This is a genomic window from Burkholderia sp. Ac-20392 (assembly GCF_017104585.1).
Lineage (GTDB): Bacteria > Pseudomonadota > Gammaproteobacteria > Burkholderiales > Burkholderiaceae > Burkholderia > Burkholderia lata.
On the sequence record NZ_JAAGPB010000116.1, the window covers coordinates 1 to 20,233 of the forward strand.

Here is a 20,233-nt window from a genome sequence, read left to right on the forward strand (position 1 = left end):
TCCATCACTATGCGTATGACCACTATGCGTGGTGGTCGGCCCAGATCGGCGTGCGCGACGTGCTCGCGCAACCGGGGGCGTTCGGCGAGAACCTGTCGACGCACGGCGTGACCGAGCGCGACGTGTGTCTCGGCGACGCGTTCACGCTGGGCGGCGCCGTGCTTCAGGTCTCGCAGTCGCGGCAGCCGTGCTGGAAACTCAACGCGCGTTTCGATCATCCGCGGATGGCCGCGCTCGTGCAGCAAAGCGGCCGGACCGGCTGGTACTACCGTGTGCTGCAGGAAGGCTGGGTGGCGCCGGGCGACGTGCTGGCGCTGCATGAGCGCCGCTACCCGCAATGGCCGCTGTCGACCGTGCTCGACGTGCTGTACCGGCGCACGCTCGACGTGGACGCGCTCGATGCGCTGTGCGACGTCCCGATACTGCCGCCCGGCTGGCGCAAGATGCTCGACAAGCGCCGGACGGAGCGGCAGGTCGAAGACTGGACGAAGCGGCTCGAAGGGCGTTGACGAGCCGCGCGGCCGCGTGACTCAGTGGCTCGGCAGTTCCCGCACGTCGGTGGTCGGCACCGAGCCGAACGCGTCGCTCAGCGCATAGCCGATCAGCTGTCGCGCGGCCGCCTCGGGCGTCGCGAGCGCGCCGCTCGACTTCAGCTGGTCGAATTTCTCGCGCATCGGGAAGTTGTCTTCGCTGCTCGATCGGATCGTCGCCTGCATGCCCGTATCGACGACGCCCGGCGCGACGCTGCAGATCCGCAGCGCGCGGTTCGCGTCGAGCGCGACTGCGCGTGCATGGTGATCGAGCGCGGCCTTGGTCGCGCAGTAGATGCTCCAGCCGGCGTACGCATTGCGTGCCGCGCCGCTCGACACGTGCAGGATCCGGCATTCGGTCGTGGCCGATGCCGCTTGCGCGAGCGCGGCCGACAGCATCAGCGGTGCAGCGACGTTCACGCCGACCGCGCGTGCGACGATCGTCGGGTCTTGCGCGGCGAGCGGGCCGATCGGATCGACGATGCCCGCGTTGTTGAACAGCAGCACGATCGACGCGCCGTCGACGAAGCCGCGTAGCGAATCGCCCGCCAGCCAGGCCGCGACCGCCGACGTGTCCGACAGGTCGAGTTCGACTTCGGCGAAGCGGTCGCCGGCTTGCGACGCGAGCGACGGATGGCGGCTGCGCGATACGCCGAGCACGGCGACGCCTTCCAGCAGCAGTTGTTCGGCGAGCGACGCGCCGAGGCCGCGTGTGTGTCCGGTGACGATGGCACGCACGTGCGGTGCGGAGGAGGATGCGGTCATGGTGGTGATCGGGTCGTAGGGGTGAACGGGATGAGCGGTGTCGACGCGCGGTGCGCATGCGTGGCGGCGTGGCGTGCGATGCGTGGTGTGGCGTGCGAAGGCGGTCGCGCGGCGCAGCGTGCGTCAGGGTAACGCATATCGTACGCCCGCATGCGTGTCGCTCAAACGCCGCCGCGTTCAAGGAGGCGGAATCCGCCGCGCGGCGCCGGCTCGCCGATACGTTGGACGAAAGCCGGCTGCGGCAAGTGCGCGCGCGGGCACGCGGCGTGGCGCCCGGCCACGCGGCGCGAGCTATCATATGGCTCGCCCGTGCGCGATGCCGGACGGGCGGCGACCGTTTCCCTTCACCTGCTGCACGCTGCGACGCCAATCATGAACACCACGCCGGATACGCCCACGCCACGCGCCCTTCGCGAACTCACGCCCCTCGAGGCCCGCATTGTCGGTGTGCTCGTCGAGAAACAGCACACGGTGCCGGACACCTATCCGTTGTCGCTGAACGCGCTGACCGCGGGCTGCAACCAGAAAACCGCGCGCGCGCCGGTGATGAGCGTCAGCGAGGACGAAGTCACGACCGCGCTCGACGGGCTGAAGCACCTGAGCCTCGTGATGGAAGGGAGCAGCAGCCGCGTGCCGCGTTTCGAACACAACGTGAACCGCGTGCTCGGCATCCCGAGCCAGGCGATCGCGCTGCTGACGATCCTGCTGCTGCGCGGCCCGCAGACGGCCGCCGAGCTGCGGCTGAACAGCGCGCGCCTGCACGGTTTCGCGGATATCTCGTCGGTCGAGGCGTTCCTCGATGAACTGGCAGCGCGCACGCAGCCGCTCGTCGTCCGGCTGCCGCGTGCGCCGGGCGCGCGCGAGAACCGCTGGATGCACCTGATGTGCGGCGAAGTGAACATGGCCGATTTCGCGAGCGCGGATGCCGGCGGTGCCGATTCCGTGCCGCCTTCGGAATTCGAAGCGCTGAAGGCCGAACAGAAGCGTCTCGCGGATGAAGTGGCGCGGCTGAATGCGCTGGTTCTGCGGATGGCGAGCGAGCTGGGCATCGACGTCGATGCCCAAGGCGACGCGTCGTGATGTAGATGGCGGCGGCGCCTGTCTATCGACCGGCTCCGTCGTTGCACAAGCCGGGCCGGGGCGCGATGCGGGTGCCACCCGCATCACCGTGTTATTTCACCTTGACGCCCGGTACGAGATAGCGCGAACCGCCCGGTTTCAGGATCGGCGCCAGCGCCGCAAATGGCGCATCGAGTTGCGGCCCGAGACAGGCGCCCATCGCGTGCCCGATGCCGGAGACGCTGAAAGACAGCTTGCCGGGCGCATCGAATTCGAACGCCAGATACTGCGGGAACACATCGGCACACGCCATCGAATCGCCGTCGCTATCCGTCGGGTGAGCGCCGGATTCGGCCTTGTCGCGCAACCGCGTAATGAAACTCACCAGCGCGGGGCTCGTTGCCGGATCGCCATCCTTGCCCGCCGCAGTCGCATCGATCACGCGATTCCAGTCGAGGTACGTACCGCGCAGCAGGTCGAACGTGACCGGATCGTAGTGATTGTTCGGATGAGCGCCGCCGCAGTACGTACTGCCCGATTCCACGATGCCGAGTGCCGCAGGGGACAGCCACGTGACCGTCACCTGTTCGTCGTCGAAGCCGCCGAGCGAACCGGCGGCCGGCCCGTCGTCGGAATAGCGGGTCGACGCGCATTCGAGCGCGGCGAGACTCATCTGCCAGTGCTGCTGCTCGAGCAGGCGGTTGACCCGTGCCATGACCGCCGGATCGGGATGACGGCTCAGACGCGGATACATGAGCTTCGTGCGCGGGTCGCGCCACATCCGGTACGCGACCGTTCCGTCGCCGATCTCGGGGCCTGCTGGCTGCGCGTGCCCGGCAAGCTTCAGCGTGGCATAAGGCGCCTGCCGCATGTCGATGGCCACGCCGCTTGCGATGCCGCTGCCGACGCCGCCGGCGATGCTGTTGGTGACGGCTTCGACAGCGCCGGGCGCGACCGCGTCGGGATCGTATTCAGCAATGCGCCGCAACGCGAAGCTGCGTGACTTGCCCGAGCGCGCATCGGTCCAGCGGCCGCGATAGCCGGCCTTGTCCCGCGTGCCCTGCCAGGTGGCCGCGGCATGATCGAAATCGGCTTGCTGGCCGAATCCCAATGGACTGCGCGCATCGTCCGGCAACTGCGTTCGCACGAGCGGCTCGATCAATTCCGCGGGCGTGCCGTGCAGCGGAATATCGACGCCGTGCTGCGCATAGAAGTAGCGGCCCGAGATCGAGCCATCCGCAGCCGGGCGATCGTCGAGTTCCATCACGACGGCGCCGGCGCCCTGCAACGTTCCCTCGTAGACCGTGCGTGGCGCGGCATTCGCGAAGCCTGCGTGCAGCGCGAACAGCACCCAGGCCATCCTGATCAGCGGGCGCATCACCAGCGGCACCCGGTTTGTTCGGACGCGTCGATGTCCAATACTCTGCCGAACGCGGTCTGCTTGCCCGTGCGCGCGCTGGTATAGGTCATCGAATAGATCATCGCGCCCTGCGACATCATCTCGTACCGCCCGTTGATCCTGCCGTCGACCATCTCGACCCAGGTCGTCGTGAACTGGTGCGGGCGGCCCTCGGCGAGCACTTCCTCGTCCACGTGCTCGACCACCAGCGGCAGCGCTGTTTTCGCTTTCGCATAGCGGACCATGCCGCCCGACCAGTCGACGGCGTCGTCGTAGTAGGTGCGCATCTCGAAGCGCACGGGCTTGTCGCCGTCCGATTTGAAGCAGTACACGTCGGTGGAGACCTTGGCGAGCGCGGGGAGCGACGCGCAGAGCAGCAGGGCGGCAAAGGCTTTTTTCATGATGGGTCGGTGAAGGATGACGTGCGGCATCAACCGAGCACGATCCGCGTGGCGCCCGCATCGACGAGCCGGAACAGCAGATCCTCGACGGCCGTCTCGGGTGCGGAGCCGAGATCCGCATTGGCGCGCCACCCCTGTTCCGTGCGAACCGGTTCCGACAGGAAGTGAACGATGCCATGCAGGCCGTCTTCGGCCGGCGTGTTCTCGTCGTCGACATCGAACCATGCGAAGAACCACGTCTTGAATGCCTCGACCGCCGCGCTTTCGTCGAGACCGTCGGCCTCGATCGCGGCCCAGTCCCACACGAACGGGCGGATCGACACGGCCGCCGTTTCGAGTTCGAATGCCAACGGCTCGAACGACAGTTGCGTGGCGGAATCGACCATCGCCGGCTGGCCGGCCGATTCGCCTTCGGTCGCGATGATGTCGGCCCGGCACGGCAACGCGAGCGGCCCTTCGGTGGCGAGCGTGCCGTCGGCACGCCGGTAGGCCGGTTCGACGATCACGGCCGGCTGTGCAGCCGCTTTCGCGAGCAGGTCGGCGTACGGTTGGCGGATGGCGCGGAGCAGTTCGGAGACGGTCATCGTGGCGTATCGGTTGGACAGGGAACGATCGGTTACAGGCAGTGTGCGGCGCGGCCGCCATCGCAGGACGCGGCCGCTCAGGTACCGGACAGCCGTGATCGTACGGCACTTCGGCAAAACGCGGACAGTTGGCCGAATGGCCGTAGCACCCCGCATCGCGCGACGACGGGTTTAGACGTTTACCTTCAAACAATGGAAAACGCCCTTCGATTTCCCGTGCGTTGTGCTTCAATTCATCCGGTTTGTACTCCTACTAAAATTACAGATTCAGAACAGCCCGGATTATTTATTCACAGGAGACAGTCGATGGCCTGGAAACGGTTTTGAAGCGACACACAAGATGGTCTGCAACACCGCGAACTTCCTTCGATGAAAGCAGGTTATCCCAGGGGCCCCAACCATGTCCTCCAGACGTTTCATGATGGCCGCGGCGGCCGTATCCGCCACGCTGGCCATGACAGCACCGCCGGCCAGCGCCGCCGCGCCGACCGTATCCGACCCGTTCTACACGTACACCGGCGCCACGCCATTGGCATCGATTCCACCGGGCACGGTGCTCAAGACGCGCAACGTCACCTATCACGTGGCCGGCATCCCCACCGCGCTGACCGCGCAGCAGTTGCTGTATCGCACCAATAACGCGCTGAACCAGCCGGTCGTCAACGTGACGTCGGTGATCCGGAGCCAGGTCAGCAACGGCCAGGCGATCTCGTACCAGTCGGCCTACGATTCGCTGAACCCGTACGACGAGCCGTCGCAGGTGATCGCCGGCGACCGCGACGTAACCAAGGTCATCAACATTGGCACGTTGCTCTACAGCGCGGAATCGATCCCTCTGTCGACGCTGCTGCTGCTCGGCTACAACGTCATCGTTCCCGATACCGAAGGCCAGACGGCCGATTTCGCTGCCGGCCCCGAGTACGGGATGACGACGCTCGATTCGATCCGCGCGGCGCTCAATACGCCGTCCACGGGCCTGAACCCGTCGAGCAAGGTCGCGATGATCGGCTATTCCGGCGGCGCGATCGCGACGAACTGGGCCGCGCAGCTCGCGCCGAGCTACGCGCCCGAGATCAACAAGCAACTCGTCGGCGCGGCGGAAGGCGGCGTGCTGGTCGACCCCGCGCACAACCTGCGCTACGTCGATGGCAGCATCGTATGGGGCGGCGTGGCCGCGGCCGCGCTGGCCGGGCTGTCGCGCGGCTACGGTTTCGACCTGACGCCCTATCTCAGCGATACCGGCGTCGCCGTGTTCAAGGACATCCAGAGCCAGTCGCTCGCATACATCCTGCCGAAGTACACGGGGCTGCACTGGGGCACGCTGTTCAAGCCGCAATACGCGAACGACATCAACAGCATTCCCGTGTACGTGACGTATGCGAACAAGGTGAATGCCGGGCTGGCCGCATCGCCGACGATCCCGATGTTCATCGGCCAGGGCACGGCGGGCGCGCTCGATGGCACGTTCAGCAGCCAGGTGGGCGACGGCGTGATGATGGCGTACGACGTGCGTGCGCTGGCGCAGAAGTTCTGCGCGAGTGGCACCCCGGTCACGTACAACGAGTATCCGCTCGAGCACGCGGGCGCGATCGTGCCGTGGGTGGCCGGCATGCTGCCGTGGCTCTACGACCGTTTCAACGGGAAAGCCGCGCCGAGCAATTGCTGGCTGACGTCGCTGCTGCCGAGCAATTCGCTGGCGCCCGAGACGCTGCACTAGGCAACACGCCGCGCGATGTGGCGCATGACCGGGCGACCCTTCGCGGGTCGCCTTTTTTCATTGGGCCTTTTGATTTCCGTCGCGCTGCCGTCATCCCGCCGCACCCGCCCCCTGCCGCACCCCGCCGCCGCCCCGCCCGGGTGCCATAATCGAGCCTGCCCATCATTCCAGACGTCCCCCGGAGAATCACCATGCAGAACCTCGACAATCCTTCCCACGATCGCGAGGTAGGCAGCGCCGACGCGACGCAGGACACCACGCGCATCGACGACGTCCGCATCGGCGCCGTGCGCCCGCTGATTTCGCCGGCGCTGCTGCTGGACGAACTGCCGGTGCCGGCCGCCACGCAGACGCTCGTCGAGGACACGCGTCGCGCGATCGGCGACATCCTGCACGGCCGCGACGACCGGCTGCTGCTCGTCGTCGGCCCGTGCTCGATCCACGATCACGACCAGGCACTCGATTACGCGCGCCGCCTGAAGATCGCCGCGGATGCGCTGAAGGACGACCTGCTGATCACGATGCGCGTCTACTTCGAGAAGCCGCGCACGACGGTCGGCTGGAAGGGCTACATCAACGATCCGCGTCTCGACGGCAGCTTCCGCATCAACGAAGGGCTGCGTGCCGCGCGACAGTTGCTGCTCGACATCAACGCGCTGGGCCTGCCGGCGTCGACCGAATTTCTCGACCTGCTGAGCCCGCAGTACATCGCCGACCTGATCGCGTGGGGCGCGATCGGCGCGCGCACGACCGAGAGCCAGAGCCATCGTCAGCTCGCGTCGGGCCTGAGCTGCCCGATCGGCTTCAAGAACGGCACCGACGGCGGCGTGCAGGTCGCGTCCGACGCGATCGTCGCCGCGGCCGCGAGCCATGCGTTCATGGGAATGACGAAGATGGGGATGGCCGCGATCTTCGAGACGCGCGGCAACGACGACGCGCACGTGATCCTGCGCGGCGGCAAGAACGGCCCGAACTACGACGCCGAGCATGTCGAGGCGAGCTGCGCGGTGCTGCGCAAGGCCGGCTTGCGCGAGCAGGTGATGGTCGACTGCTCGCACGCGAACTCGAACAAGTCGCACGACCGGCAGATCGACGTCGCGCAGGATCTCGCGCGGCAGCTGTCGCAGGGCGAGCAGCGGATCGTCGGCGTGATGGTCGAGAGCCATCTCGAGGCCGGGCGCCAGGACCTGAAGCCGGGTGTACCGCTGAAGTACGGCGTATCGATCACGGATGCATGCCTGAGCTGGACGCAGACGGAACCCGTGCTCGACGTGTTGGCCGACGCCGTGCGGCAACGACGCGCGCAGTCGCGCAACGCGTGACGGGGGCGACGCCGACATGACCGATTTCCCGTCCGACGCACCGGCCATGCCGGGCGAACCGGCTGCTTCCGGCCCGACGGAATCGATGGCATCGACGGCACCGGTGCCGCCCGGCAAGCTGTTCACGATGGCGGGCGTCGGCTGGGCGGCATTTCTCGGCTCGCCGCTCGCCGGCGGCATCCTGCTCGCGGCGAACGCGCGGCGCCTGGGCCACCGCGCGCTCGCGCAGCGGCAGATTCTCGTCACGGCGCTCGTTACGCTCGTGTCGATCGTGCTGTATGCAGCGGCGGACATACCGGAAACCTCGGTGGTGCCGCACGCGCTCGTGCATGCGGTCGTCATTGCCGGTCTCGCCGGGACGATTTTTTACGGACGGCACGCGCAAGGCGCAGCCGTCGACGCGCACCGGGCCGCCGGCGGCGCGCTGCAATCGAACTGGCGCGCGGCGGGCATCGGCCTGCTGACGCTGCTCGGCGTCTGGCTGTCGATTGCCGTGGCGATCGTGGTGCTGGGTGTCGCGGGCGTGCTGAATTTCGACAACGACCTGCGGCTCGTGCGCAATTATCCGGCGCCGGCCGAGCTGCATTTGCCGGCAGGATGGCGGGTCGCGAACCAGCCGGAGGATCGCGGCGACGCGACCTACCGGATCCGTCGTTTCAGGTTCGGGATGATGTCGGCGGGGATCGAGTTCGTCATCGGCGACAAGAGCGACGACACGATGTCGAGCTTCTGCGAAGAGATGGTCGATGCGGTCAAGGACAGTGGCAGTGCGGTCGATTGGTCGCACGCGGGGAACGGCACGATAGCGGGCCGGCCCGCAACGATGTGTGAGCACAAGGGGGCGCTCAACGATGAAATCGTGCACCAGGCGGCCGTGCTGACCTCCGGCGACACGAAGACTTGCGCGCTGATCTACACGGCGCGCGAGGAAAACTACGCGCGTTATCTGCCGGAGTTCGACCGCGTGCGCGATTCGTTGCGGTGTCCGTAATGTCGCCGTCGCGCGGGGCGCGTGACGGGGGCTGCGTCATCGCGTCCGATGCAGCGTTTCGCGAGTGGCGCTAACATGGGCCGGTGCGATGCGTCGTGCGCGAGCCGCCGTGCTTCACGCGGCGCAGGCACGGAGGCGGCTTGGCCGGCCGCCGACACCGACAACAATTCACCGGAGTACATGACAGCATGGCTTTCTACAAGACCCTCATCGCAGCAACCGTCCTCGCATCGAGCGTCAGCGCACACGCGCAGATCGCGGGCGCGCAGCCGATCAGCGTGACCGTCGAGCAATCGCAGGCACTGCTCGAAGGCTGGAGCGTGAAGAAGAGCGTGCTCGGCAAGGCCGTCTACAACGACGATAACCAGAAGGTCGGCACCGTGCGCGACCTGATCGTCGCACCGGACGGCTCGGTGTCGGCGGCGATCGTGTCGGCCGGCGGCTTCCTCGGCGTGGCCGCGCATGACGTCGCGGTGCCGATCGCATCGCTCGACGTGCGCAAAGGCAACATCTACCTGCCGGGTGCGACGAAGGATGCGCTGAAGGCGACCCCGGCGTTCCAGTACGCGAAGGTGCCGTCGCCGCCGAAGCCGAAGAAGATCGACGAAAAGCAGTGAGCAAGCGCTGACTTGCACGGCCCGGCGCGCGATGCGCCGGGCCTCCCGTCCGTGATCAGCCGCTCGATGGATCGTCCGGCGGCGCGAGCGCCACGACGTGGCTGATGCCTTCGTGCGCCATCTTCGTATAAGGGCTGAAGCGTTCCGTATTGCGGACGAGTTCTTCGGCCACCGTGCGCTCGACGCCCGGCAGCCGCACGCGAATGTTCGCGCTCAGCATGAACAGCCCATCCACCGGATCGCGGCAGAAGTCGACCGAGGCGCGGACCGAAGCGCCGGCGATCGACACGCCGGCCCGCGCGGCGAGCAGGCTCAGCGCCCCGTGAAAGCACGCCGCATAGCTCGCGGCAAACAGCTGTTCCGGGTTCGGGCCGTCGCCCGGCCCGCCGAGCGCGGACGGCAGGCGCAGCTCCACATCGAGACGGCCGTCGTCGGAACGCGCAACGCCCGACGCGCGGCCGTGCTCCGCCGCCCCACCCGTGACGGTCACCGTCGTCGAATAGAGCGTCTGCGGTTCCCGCCCGCGATACTTGTCGAGCAGCGAGAGCGGCGGCGGGCGCAGCGGCGTCATGGCGTGCGTGATCCTGCGGTGCGGCTCAGCGCGCGGGCTGGCTTTTCTGGAACCACGTGTCGAAGGTCGTCGCACCGAGGCGCGCGCCGGGCCCGGGGACGAGCGTGTCGTCCTGCAGCATCGCGCCGAAGTAATCGGCGCCCGCGTCCCTGACGACCGTGCGCGGGTCGTGCGTGACCTTCAGGAAATGGTCGACCAGGTCGGCGATCCGCACCCGATCGGGGCCGCCGATTTCGACGATGCCGTTGCGCGGTGCGTCGAGCGCGACATCGGTGACGGCGGCCGCGACGTCGTCCGATGCGATCGGCTGGAAGAACGCGGTGGTCTGCCGCGTGGTGTCGCCTTCGGCGCTTGCCTGTGCGATCGCGCCGACGAATTCGAAGAACTGCGTCGAGCGCACGATCGTGTATGGCACGCCTGCTGCGCGGATCAGGTCTTCCTGAATGATCTTGCCGCGGAAATACGCGCTTTGCTGCAGGCGGTCGGTGCCGACCACCGAGAGCGCGACGTGATGGCGCACGCCCGCCGCGCGCTCCGCGGCGAACAGGTTGCGTCCCGACGTTTCGAAGAATGCCTTCACGGCCGCTTCCTCGAACGACGGCGAGTTCGCGAGATCGACCACGACGTCCGCGCCCGCCAGCGCGTCGCCCAGCCCCGCGCCCGTGATCGTATCGACGCCTGTCGACGGCGCGGCCGCCATGGCGTCGTGGCCGCGCGCGATCAGGTTTCTGACGACTTTACTGCCGATGAGGCCGGTACCACCAATCACGACGATCTTCACGTTTGCTCTCCTTGAACGGGCGCGCGAGATGCGCGCCGCATGAATCTGTCGAAGCCGGCGCGCATCGCATTCGCGCGCGTGCGCCGGCACCTTGCCGAACGACGTGCCCCGGTGCCCGCACGCCGTTCGACCAGCCCGCATCGTAAGCAGACGCCGCGCGATCCGGTAGAGCCTCGCAGGTGCTCACGATGTTGTTTCGAATGCATCAATCGACCGTCTCCAGCGGCGCCGTCGTCGTCATCGTGGTCATCGTCGTCAGGCACTGCAGATCGCGCGCGCGCGTCTGCTCGATCATGTAGTCGATGAACACGCGTATGCGTGTCGGCAGATGCTTGCGGCTCAGGTAACAGAGATAGTGTCCGCCGTCGTCCGGCGCGTGCTGGCCGAGGCAGCTCACCAGTTGCCCGTCGGCGAGCAGGTCGCACACCTGGTACGCCGGCAGTTGCGCGATGCCGAGCCCGTCGAGCGCCGCGCGTACGACCAGATCCATGTCGTTGAAGGTGTGATGCGCGGCGAGCTGGCGCTGCTGGGTCAGCCCGTCGACCTTGAATTCCCATTCCGTCACGCGACCCGACGCGGTGCGCAGGTTGATGCAGCGATGCTGCGCAAGCTCGTCCACATGACGCGGCAAGCCGTGCCGGTGCAGGTACGACGGCGACGCGCAGACGATCATCTGCATCGGAATCAGCTGGCGCGCGACGATCGCACTGTCTTCCATGCGGCCGTCGCGAAACTCGACGTCGATGCGGTCGGCGGAGAAATCGGCCGGCCGGTCGTTCAGCAACAGCTCGAGCGTGATGTCCGGATACTGCGCATGGAAATCGCGCAGCAGCGGCGCGATGATCTTGCGGCCGAAGCCGGGCGTCGAGCCGATCCGCAGGTGTCCGCTCGGCGGGCCGCTGCGCAGCTCGCGCATGTCCTCGAGCGCCTGCGCGAGATGTTCGATGCCGGGCCGGCAGTTCTCATAGAAGAGTTCGCCTTCGCGCGTCAGCGACATGCTGCGTGTCGTGCGCTGGAACAGGCGCGCGTCGAGCCGGTCCTCGAGCCGCTGCACGTGGCGGCTGACCGACGAGCGGCCGACGCCGAGGCGATCGGCGGCGCGGGCGAAGCTGCCTTCGGTGACGACGGCAAGAAAGGTGACGACACCGGCGTAGCAGGTCGAGAAGCTGCGCGCAAAAGGGTCGTCGGCGTCAGGGCGGCGGATGGAGGTGTCTGACATGGAGGCGCTGGATTCGTGGTGTCCATATGCGACTAGACGTTTCAGCATTGCCGCCTGTGACACCGCCCGCCGCATTTTTTAAAAAAGGGACGCGGCGGCGTGCGGGCCGGTTATTTTTCCGGCACGAGCACGGGTGCGCCCTTGTCCTTCAACAGCAGCACGATGAACTTCGCAGGTTTCGTGCGGCTCGCGTTGCGTCCGACCGTATGCAGGTCGTCGGGCCCCTCGTAGAAGGTCTGGCCCGGCTTCAGCGTGACGGGCTCGCCGCCCTTCACCTGCATCACGATCGAGCCCTCCACGACATAGACGAACGCCTCGGCGTGGTGACGGTGGACGGGGTCGACCGCGCCGGGCGGATATTCGACCGAGATCATCTCGGCTTCCTTGCCCGGGTATTCGGTGAGCGGCTTCGTCATCAGCGGGGTGACGATGGCGGAAGGCGCCGCGTGGACGGCGCCGGCGGTGGCGGCCGCGACGACGAGCGCGGCCGCGGCGGCATGTTTCAAGCGAATCATCGGATGGATTCCAGTGATACCGCCGGCAGGCGGCCGGCGGAGAAGGAGGGCTGCGGCCCGAAGCCGGGCGCGGGCGTCAGGCGAGATTCGCCTTGTCGAGGCCGTAAGCCTTGTCGGCCGAACCCGGTAAGGTCCGGAACGCGACATTGGCGCGGTTCCAGCCGTTGATCGCCATCACTTCGAACGTCAGGTCCGACAATTCCTTCTCGGACAACTGGCCGCGCACGCGATCGTAGACGTCGTCCGGCACGCCGTGCTCGGGCAGTTTCGTCAGCACTTCGGTCCACGCCAGCGCGGCCCGCTCGCGTGGCGAGAACAGCGTCGATTCGCGCCACGTGGCGAGATGGTGAAGGCGCAATTCGCGCTCGCCGTGAAGGCGAGCCTCCTTCACGTGCATGTCGAGGCAGAATGCGCAGCCGTTGAGTTGCGACGCGCGCGCCGACACGAGATCACGGATCGATTCCTCGATCGCGCTGCTGCGCAGCAAGTTGCTGAGTTCGAGGAATTGCTTGAACAGCTCCGGCGATTGATGCATGTAGTTGAGACGCTGCGTCATGATTTCTCCTGGCGACGAAGAGGCTTGCCCGCGCTCGGCGGGTGTCATGGGGCGGCAGGGCGCCGCGCGAAATCATCTTAGGAGCGCGTGGCGGCGCGCGGTAGCCACGCAGAGGGACGCATCGTGTTGCGCGCGCTGCACCAATGCCCCGTCGAGCGGTGCACGGCGCGCGCGTCGCGCTTCAGCCGGTCGGTCGTCAGGCGCTAGCCGGCGCCGCACGCGGCCGCGATGCGCGCGAGCTTGTCGGGGTTGCGCTGCACGAGAATCCGCACGATGCGCGTGCCGTCCGTCTCGAACGCAATCGCGGATTCGAGCTGACCGGCGATGAAGCGCAGCATCGCCCACTCGTCGTTCAGCACGACCGGACGCATTTCGACGCCGCTGCCGCAGCGCAACCACGTCGCGTAGAACAGCTGGGCGATGCGGCGACCGCCGACCATCGGTTTCGGGAAACTCTGGACCTTGCCGCCGCCGTCGCCGATCAGCATCGCGTCTTCGGCGAGGAGCGCCTGGATCGACGGAAAATCGCCTTGCGCGAGCGCGTGCGAAAAGGTTTGCAGCAGTTGCCGGTGCGTTTCACGCGGCACGACGTGGCGCGGCCTGTCGTCGTCGCGCAACTGGGCCTTCGCCCGGCTGACGAGCTGCCGGCATGCGGCTTCGGATTTGCCGATCGCGTCGGCAATCTCGTCGTAGTCGGCATCGAACACTTCGCGCAGCAGGAAGGCCGCGCGCGCTTCCGGCGCCAACCGTTCGAGCAGCAGCAGGTACGCGACCGACACGTCGTTCGCGCGTTCCGTCATTTCCTCGGGCGTCGCGGGCGATTCGCCGAGTTCCGGTTCGGGCAGCCAGATCCCCGTGTAATGCTCGCGCCGGATCTTCGCGGCGCGCAGGCGGTCGATCGAGGTGCGTGTCGTGACCGAGACGAGCCACGCTTCGGTGTTGTCGATCCTGTCGCGCGCTGCGTCGTGCCACCGCAGCCAGACGTCCTGCACGATGTCCTCGGCGTCCGCGACGGAACCGAGCATCCGGTACGCGATCTTCTGCAGGCGCGGACGGAGTGCCTGGAACGTGCGTGCGTCGTCGGCCGTCACAGCCACACCCCGCTGAACCCGAACGCAACCGGCCCGCTCAGCAGCACGCTACCGGCGCCATCCCAGCGCACCGTGACGTCGCCGCCGTCGCATTCGACGCGCACCGACGCATCCAGCAGCCCGCGCCGGATGCCATTGACGACCGCGCCGCACGAACACGATCCCGAACCGAGCGGCACGCCGCCGCCGCGCTCCCAGATGCGCAGGCGAATATGCGTGCGATCGATGACCTGAACGAAGTGCACGTTGGTTTTCTGCGGAAACAGCGGATGCGTTTCGATGGCCGGGCCGAGCGCCGCGACGTCGATCGCGCGGAGATCGTCGACGAAGAACGTGCAATGTGGATTGCCCATGTTGCACGCGGCCGGCGCGCCGGGCAGCGGCAGCGCGAGGGTGTCGAGTGCCTCGGCGAGCGGCACGTCCCGCCAGCCGGTGAGCGGCCTGCCCATCTCGACCGTGATCAGGCCGTTCGCCTCCGTCGAGCACACGAGATACCCGCGGGGAGTCCGCAGCACGAGCGACGACAGGCCGGTTTCCCGCATCAGGTGCCACGCGACGCCGCGTGTCGCGCTGCCGCAGGTATCGAGCGGCGAGCCGTCGGCGTTCCAGAACGCGACGCGGGCCGCCGCGTCGTCGCAGTCGGACACGACCGCGAGCTGGTTGAAGCCGATACCGCGCTTCCGGTCGCCCATTTGCCGGGCGAGGCGGCCGTCGATCGCATGCGGGGCGCCGCGCAGGTCGACGATCGCGAAGTCGTCGCCGTTCGCGTGCATTTTCTGAAATCCGATCGGCATGGCGGTTCCGGTATCAAGGCAGGCGAACACTGTAAGGGGTGCGCCGGCCGGGATCAATGCCGTTCGGGTGCGGGGCCGTGCAGCGCCGTGAGATTCGAAGCACCCGGCGCATGACCTGGCCCGATTGCCGATCACGTCGTCGCCACGCCGCCCGGGCTCGTCGCACGCCGCTTGGGGGACACCCCAATTCCGAATGAAATCGTAAGGCATGTAATATAAATGAAAGATCAATTCGGATCCGTCCGTAGTCGTGACTCCCGCGCGCTCGCGTAACGGATCCGACCCTCCGCCACGCGTCATTCCCGCCTTCAGCAGAAACGCCTCATGGAAAAACTCGTCGATTCGCTCAATGGTGTCATCTGGAGCCCCGCGCTCATCTTTCTCTGTCTTGCCGCGGGGCTGTACTTTTCGCTGCGCACGCGTTTCGCGCAGGTGCGCCACTTCATCGAGATGCTGCGCCTGATGCGTGGCAGCAAGGCGTCAGCGGAAGGCGTGTCGTCGTTCCAGGCGCTGGCGATGTCGCTGTCGGGGCGCGTCGGCACCGGCAACATCGCGGGCGTCGCGACGGCCATCACGTTCGGCGGCCCCGGCGCGATGTTCTGGATGTGGCTCGTCGCGTTCCTCGGTGCGAGCACCGCGTTCGTCGAATCGACGCTGTCGCAGATCTACAAGGTGCGGCGCGAAGGGCAGTATCGCGGCGGCCCCGCGTATTACATCGAGAAGGGGCTCGGCATCCGCTGGTATGCGATCGCGTTCGCGATTGCCACCGTGCTCGCGTGCGGGCTGCTGCTGCCGGGCGTGCAGGCGAACGGGATCTCGTCCGCGATCGAGAATTCCTTCGGCATCGCGAAGCCCGTCACCGGCGCGGTGCTCGTGCTGCTGCTCGGGCTGATCATCTTCGGCGGCGTGAAGCGGATCGCGCGCGTCGCGGAAATCGTCGTGCCGTTCATGGCGCTCGGCTACATCCTGATCGCGTGCGTCGTGATCGCGCTCGACATCGAGCGCCTGCCGGGCGTCGTCAAGCTGGTGTTCGAAAGCGCGTTCGGCTTCGAGGCCGGCTTCGGCGCGGTGCTCGGCATGGCGATCCAGTGGGGCGTGAAGCGCGGCGTCTATTCGAACGAAGCGGGGCAGGGCACCGGCCCGCACGCGTCGGCGGCCGCCGAAGTGACGCACCCGGCGCAGCAGGGGCTCGTGCAGGCGTTCTCCGTCTACGTCGATACGCTGTTCGTCTGCTCGGCGACGGGCTTCATGATCCTGATCACCGGCGCGTACAACGTGGTCGCGCCGGGCGGCCGCGCGCTGTTCTCGGGCGCGGCCGGCATCGAGGCCGGCCCGGGCTACACGCAGATGGCCGTCGAATCGGTGCTGCCCGGTTTCGGCGCGGCATTCGTCGCGATGGCGCTGTTCTTCTTCGCGTTCACCACGATCCTCGCGTACTACTACATCGCGGAAACCAACGTTGCATACCTGAGCCGTGCGCGCAGCAGCGCCGCGGGCACGTTCGTGCTGGCGGGGTGATCCTGCTTGCCACGCTGTACGGCGCGGTGAAGAGCGCGAGCGTCGCGTGGGCGCTGGGCGACATCGGCGTCGGGTTGATGGCGTGGCTCAACATCGTCGCGATCCTGCTGCTGCAGAAGCCGGCGCTCAAGGCGCTGCGCGACTACGAAGCGCAGAAGCGCGCGGGACGCGAGCCGTCGTTCGATCCGGCTGCGCTCGGCATCAAAAACGCGACGTTCTGGGAGAAGCCGGCGGCGGCAAGCGGCGCGCGCGACAACCGGGCGGAGCCGGTCGTGGCAGCCGAGCGGCAGTCGTAGCAAAGCATCACGTGGCGATGCGCCGTCAGCGAGGGCGGCGGCGCGCGACGCGGGTTTCATTCGTTTCACATCAGCGGCCGGCACCTCAGTTGCCGGCCGTTTTGCATCGTGCCGCGCCTCGAAGGCCGGTGCGTTTCCGGACCTTTCCGCCCGAACGTTGCGCACAGGTCGGCCGTTTTGCATCGTGCCGCGCCGGGCAGGCCGGCGCGTTTCCCGACCCTTCCGCTCGAACGTTGCGCACGCATCTACGTAATTCTACGTAGCTCCGCATACGTAGTTAACCGCTTGTAAGCCGCCCCGGTCGCACGGAATACTACGGCCCATCGCTCCGGTCTCAACGAGACCGGGGCACGACGCATCGACGTCACGTGTATGCGGCACCCTCGCCGCATGCCATCTAAAACCACATTGGAGACCAGGAGACGCCATGAATCGGGCTTCCAGTACCCTGCTCTGGATTGCGGTCGCGCTGCTCGGCGCGTTCGCGTTCGGCACGATCGCACTCGCACACGGCGAGCGCGTCAGTGCCCTCTGGATCGTGATCGCCGCAGTCTGCGTGTATCTGATCGCGTATCGCTTCTACAGCCGTTTCATCGCCAGCAAGGTCATGCAGCTCGACGGGCTGCGGATGACGCCGGCCGTCAAGTACAACGACGGCCTCGACTACGTGCCGACCAACAAGTACGTGCTGTTCGGCCATCACTTCGCTGCGATCGCCGGCGCCGGCCCGCTCGTCGGGCCCGTGCTCGCCGCGCAGATGGGCTACATGCCCGGCATGCTGTGGATCCTGGCCGGCGTCGTGTTCGCCGGCGCGGTGCAGGACTTCATCGTGCTGTTCATCTCGACGCGCCGCGACGGCCGCTCGCTCGGCGATCTCGTCAAGATGGAGCTCGGCACGGTGCCCGGCGTGATCGCGCTGTTCGGCGCGTTCCTGATCATGGTGATCATCCTCGCGGTGCTCGCGCTGATCGTCGTGAAGGCGCTGACCAATTCGCCGTGGGGCACGTTCACCGTCGCCGCGACGATTCCGATCGCGCTGTTCATGGGCGTCTACACGCGCTACATCCGTCCGGGCCGCATCGGCGAAGTGTCGATCATCGGCTTCGTGCTGCTGATGGCGTCGATCGCGTTCGGCCAGCACGTGCACGATTCGCCGACGCTCGCCGCGTGGTTCACGTTCACGGGCACGCAGCTCACGTGGATCCTGATCGGCTACGGCTTCGTCGCCTCGGTGCTGCCGGTGTGGCTGCTGCTCGCGCCGCGCGACTACCTGTCGACCTTCCTGAAGATCGGCACGATCCTCGGCCTCGCGATCGGCATCCTGGTCGTCGCGCCGGAACTGAAGATGCCCGCGCTGACGAAGTTCGTCGACGGCACGGGCCCCGTGTGGTCGGGCGGCCTGTTCCCGTTCCTGTTCATCACGATCGCGTGCGGCGCGGTGTCGGGCTTCCACGCGCTGATCTCGTCGGGCACGACGCCGAAGCTGATCGACAACGAAACCAACGCGCGCTTCATCGGTTACGGCGCGATGCTGATGGAATCGTTCGTCGCGATCATGGCGCTGGTCGCCGCGAGCGTGATCGAGCCGGGCATCTACTTCGCGATGAACGCGCCGGCCGCCGTGCTCGGCACGACGCCGGAAGCAGTGGCCAACACTGTCACGCAATGGGGCTTCGTGCTGACGCCTGACATGCTGACGCAGACCGCGAAGGCCGTCGGCGAAACGACGATCATCGCGCGCGCGGGCGGTGCACCGACGCTGGCCGTCGGCATGGCGCACATCCTGCACCAGGTGATCGGCGGCGAAGCGATGATGGCGTTCTGGTATCACTTCGCGATCCTGTTCGAGGCGCTGTTCATCCTGACGGCCGTCGACGCCGGTACGCGCGCAGGCCGCTTCATGCTGCAGGATCTGCTCGGCACGTTCCACCCGGCGCTCAAGCGCACCGAGTCGCTGCCCGCGAACCTGGTCGCCACCGCGCTGTGCGTGGCCGCGTGGGGCTACTTCCTGTACCAGGGTGTGGTCGATCCGCTCGGCGGCATCAACACGCTGTGGCCGCTGTTCGGCATCTCGAACCAGATGCTCGCCGCGATCGCGCTGGTGCTCGGTACCGTCGTGCTGTTCAAGATGAAGCGCGAGCGCTATGCGTGGGTGACGATCGTGCCGACCGTGTGGCTGCTGATCTGCACGCTGACCGCCGGCTGGCAGAAGATTTTCGATGCGAACCCGAAGGTCAGCTTCCTCGCGCACGCCGCGAAGCTGCAGGCCGCGGTGGACGAAGGCAAGGTGCTTGCGCCGGCGAAGTCGATCGCGCAGATGAAGCGGATCATCTTCAACGACTACATCGACGCGGCGCTGGCCGGGCTGTTCATCTTCGTCGTCGTGGCGATCGCGGTGTACGGCGTGATCGCCGTGCTGCGCGCGCGCCGCGAGTCGAAGCCGACCGTGCGCGAGACGCCGTACGAAGCGATGCCGGCCGCGCAGGCGCTCGGCAGCGGACGTTAAGGGGAGGCCGCGATGTTCAGCGATCTTGGCGGCGACCTGCGCAGTGCGGGGCGTTACCTCGGGCAGGCGTTGCGGCTGATGGTCGGCCTGCCCGACTACGACACTTACGTCGCGCACATGCGCGCGACCCATCCGGACCGCGAGCCGATGACGTACGAGGAATTCTTCCGCGAGCGTCAGAATGCGCGGTACGGGTCGGGAGCGGGGAAGTGTTGTTGAGCCGGGCTGCCCAGGTAGTCCGGTAATCGAAAGGGAAGCGCCGCGATGCATGTCGCGGCGCTTTTTTCATGGGCGGGCCGGCGGCGCGCCTCGCCGTTTGCCCGAGCGCAGCACGGCGAAATCCGCCGGCCGGTATCATAGGGCTTCCTCTTTTCCCGATGGACCCGCAGGAGAACACGTCGTGCATGTCGGTGAGCGTTTCAACAGCATTTCCCATCTCGTCGGCGCGGTGCTGTCGGTGGTCGGTCTCGTGGCGCTCGTGACGATGGGCGCGCTCGAGGGTGATCCGTACAAGGTCGTGAGCTTCAGCGTGTACGGCGCGATGCTGATCCTGCTTTATGCGATTTCGACGCTGTACCACAGCGTGCGCAATCCGCGCCTGAAAGCGATCCTGCAGAAGTGCGACCACTCGGCGATCTACCTGCTGATCGCCGGCAGCTACACGCCGTTCACGCTGGTCACGCTGCGCGGCCCGTGGGGCTGGTCGCTGTTCGGTGTGAGCTGGGGGCTGGCCGTATTCGGCATCGTGCAGGAACTGACGCTCGGGCGGCGTACGCGCCTGCTGTCGATGATCCTGTACGTGGCGATGGGCTGGCTCGCGCTCGTCGCGGTGCGTCCGTTGATCCACGCGCTGCCGCCGGTCGGCACCGCGTGGCTCGTGGCCGGCGGGTTGATCTACAGCGCCGGGATCTACTTCTTCATCAACGACGAACGCATCCGCCACGGGCATGGCATCTGGCACCTGTTCGTGCTGGCCGGGAGCCTGTGCCAGTTCGTCAGTG

20 protein-coding genes and 1 pseudogene are annotated in these 20,233 nt (G+C 67.2%); 10 read left to right on the top strand and 11 right to left on the bottom strand.

What is annotated here, in order from left to right; all coding sequences use genetic code 11:
* Positions 1 to 509, top strand: a 509-nt coding sequence (locus tag G3N99_RS15375; protein WP_206122813.1) for an MOSC domain-containing protein, incomplete at its 5' end; no start/stop codon positions are given.
* Between the two features lie 21 nt (positions 510 to 530).
* Here the strand turns inward: G3N99_RS15375 and G3N99_RS15380 are convergent.
* On the bottom strand, positions 531 to 1,295 hold the full coding sequence (locus tag G3N99_RS15380; RefSeq protein ID WP_206122814.1) for an SDR family oxidoreductase: 765 nt from the start codon (positions 1,293 to 1,295) through the stop codon (positions 531 to 533).
* 372 nt (positions 1,296 to 1,667) lie between these two features.
* On the opposite strand from G3N99_RS15380, the gene G3N99_RS15385 reads away from it, so the two are divergent.
* On the top strand, positions 1,668 to 2,375 hold the full coding sequence (locus G3N99_RS15385) for a YceH family protein (protein ID WP_174941847.1): 708 nt from the start codon (positions 1,668 to 1,670) through the stop codon (positions 2,373 to 2,375).
* A gap of 91 nt (positions 2,376 to 2,466) precedes the next feature.
* Here the strand turns inward: G3N99_RS15385 and G3N99_RS15390 are convergent, their stop codons facing one another.
* The 3 genes from G3N99_RS15390 to G3N99_RS15400 are packed head-to-tail and all read right to left on the bottom strand — an operon-like array spanning position 2,467 to position 4,738.
* Positions 2,467 to 3,732, bottom strand: a complete 1,266-nt coding sequence (locus G3N99_RS15390) for a hypothetical protein (RefSeq protein ID WP_206122815.1) — start codon at positions 3,730 to 3,732, stop codon at positions 2,467 to 2,469.
* Positions 3,732 to 4,184, bottom strand: coding sequence for a hypothetical protein (locus G3N99_RS15395; protein ID WP_241011656.1), 453 nt, complete (start codon positions 4,182 to 4,184; stop codon positions 3,732 to 3,734). Before G3N99_RS15395 ends, G3N99_RS15390 begins: the two co-directional genes overlap by 1 nt.
* Positions 4,184 to 4,738 (bottom strand): hypothetical protein, encoded by a 555-nt coding sequence (locus G3N99_RS15400; RefSeq protein WP_174940608.1) that lies wholly within the window; start codon positions 4,736 to 4,738, stop codon positions 4,184 to 4,186. Before G3N99_RS15400 ends, G3N99_RS15395 begins: the two co-directional genes overlap by 1 nt.
* A gap of 400 nt (positions 4,739 to 5,138) precedes the next feature.
* On the opposite strand from G3N99_RS15400, the gene G3N99_RS15405 reads away from it, so the two are divergent.
* The 4 genes from G3N99_RS15405 to G3N99_RS15420 all read left to right on the top strand — a co-directional run bounded on the left by G3N99_RS15405 (position 5,139) and on the right by G3N99_RS15420 (position 9,385).
* Complete coding sequence (locus G3N99_RS15405; RefSeq protein ID WP_174940609.1) at positions 5,139 to 6,455, top strand: lipase family protein; 1,317 nt, start codon at positions 5,139 to 5,141, stop codon at positions 6,453 to 6,455.
* A 191-nt stretch (positions 6,456 to 6,646) separates the two neighbouring features.
* Positions 6,647 to 7,777 carry a 3-deoxy-7-phosphoheptulonate synthase gene (locus G3N99_RS15410; protein WP_241011659.1) on the top strand — a complete coding sequence of 377 codons (1,131 nt, stop codon included), beginning with the start codon at positions 6,647 to 6,649 and terminating at the stop codon, positions 7,775 to 7,777.
* A 16-nt stretch (positions 7,778 to 7,793) separates the two neighbouring features.
* Positions 7,794 to 8,768: a hypothetical protein gene (locus tag G3N99_RS15415; RefSeq protein ID WP_206122816.1), complete on the top strand. Its 975-nt coding sequence runs from the start codon at positions 7,794 to 7,796 to the stop codon at positions 8,766 to 8,768.
* 188 nt (positions 8,769 to 8,956) lie between these two features.
* On the top strand, positions 8,957 to 9,385 hold the full coding sequence (locus G3N99_RS15420; protein WP_011353703.1) for a PRC-barrel domain-containing protein: 429 nt from the start codon (positions 8,957 to 8,959) through the stop codon (positions 9,383 to 9,385).
* 55 nt (positions 9,386 to 9,440) lie between these two features.
* Here G3N99_RS15420 and G3N99_RS15425 read toward each other — a convergent pair whose 3' ends face one another.
* From G3N99_RS15425 to dapF, 7 genes are all read right to left on the bottom strand, one after another.
* Positions 9,441 to 9,956 carry an Ohr family peroxiredoxin gene (locus G3N99_RS15425; protein WP_174940615.1) on the bottom strand — a complete coding sequence of 172 codons (516 nt, stop codon included), beginning with the start codon at positions 9,954 to 9,956 and terminating at the stop codon, positions 9,441 to 9,443.
* A gap of 25 nt (positions 9,957 to 9,981) precedes the next feature.
* The gene (locus tag G3N99_RS15430; RefSeq protein ID WP_174940616.1) at positions 9,982 to 10,737 is read right to left on the bottom strand and encodes an SDR family oxidoreductase; all 756 of its coding nucleotides are present in this window, start codon (positions 10,735 to 10,737) and stop codon (positions 9,982 to 9,984) included.
* 205 nt (positions 10,738 to 10,942) lie between these two features.
* Positions 10,943 to 11,956 carry a LysR family transcriptional regulator gene (locus G3N99_RS15435; protein ID WP_206122817.1) on the bottom strand — a complete coding sequence of 338 codons (1,014 nt, stop codon included), beginning with the start codon at positions 11,954 to 11,956 and terminating at the stop codon, positions 10,943 to 10,945.
* A gap of 110 nt (positions 11,957 to 12,066) precedes the next feature.
* Positions 12,067 to 12,471 carry a cupin domain-containing protein gene (locus tag G3N99_RS15440; protein WP_174940621.1) on the bottom strand — a complete coding sequence of 135 codons (405 nt, stop codon included), beginning with the start codon at positions 12,469 to 12,471 and terminating at the stop codon, positions 12,067 to 12,069.
* Between the two features lie 76 nt (positions 12,472 to 12,547).
* A complete protein-coding gene (locus G3N99_RS15445) occupies positions 12,548 to 13,027 on the bottom strand; it encodes a carboxymuconolactone decarboxylase family protein (RefSeq protein ID WP_174940623.1) in 480 nt (159 codons plus the stop codon).
* 203 nt (positions 13,028 to 13,230) lie between these two features.
* The gene (locus tag G3N99_RS15450; protein WP_206122818.1) at positions 13,231 to 14,118 is read right to left on the bottom strand and encodes an RNA polymerase sigma-70 factor; all 888 of its coding nucleotides are present in this window, start codon (positions 14,116 to 14,118) and stop codon (positions 13,231 to 13,233) included.
* Positions 14,115 to 14,912, bottom strand: a complete 798-nt coding sequence (gene dapF / locus G3N99_RS15455) for a diaminopimelate epimerase (RefSeq protein ID WP_206122819.1) — start codon at positions 14,910 to 14,912, stop codon at positions 14,115 to 14,117. Before dapF ends, G3N99_RS15450 begins: the two co-directional genes overlap by 4 nt.
* A 324-nt stretch (positions 14,913 to 15,236) precedes the next feature.
* On the opposite strand from dapF, the pseudogene G3N99_RS15460 reads away from it, so the two are divergent.
* The 4 genes and pseudogenes from G3N99_RS15460 to G3N99_RS15475 form a co-directional block, all read left to right on the top strand.
* Positions 15,237 to 16,726: pseudogene (locus tag G3N99_RS15460) on the top strand (alanine/glycine:cation symporter family protein).
* Positions 16,727 to 17,153: 427 nt separating this feature from the next.
* Positions 17,154 to 19,232 (top strand): carbon starvation CstA family protein, encoded by a 2,079-nt coding sequence (locus G3N99_RS15465; protein ID WP_174934734.1) that lies wholly within the window; start codon positions 17,154 to 17,156, stop codon positions 19,230 to 19,232.
* A 12-nt stretch (positions 19,233 to 19,244) separates the two neighbouring features.
* On the top strand, positions 19,245 to 19,451 hold the full coding sequence (locus G3N99_RS15470) for a YbdD/YjiX family protein (RefSeq protein ID WP_048246131.1): 207 nt from the start codon (positions 19,245 to 19,247) through the stop codon (positions 19,449 to 19,451).
* Positions 19,452 to 19,632: 181 nt separating this feature from the next.
* The coding region (locus G3N99_RS15475; protein ID WP_206122820.1) for a hemolysin III family protein at positions 19,633 to 20,233 on the top strand (601 nt) is incomplete at its 3' end.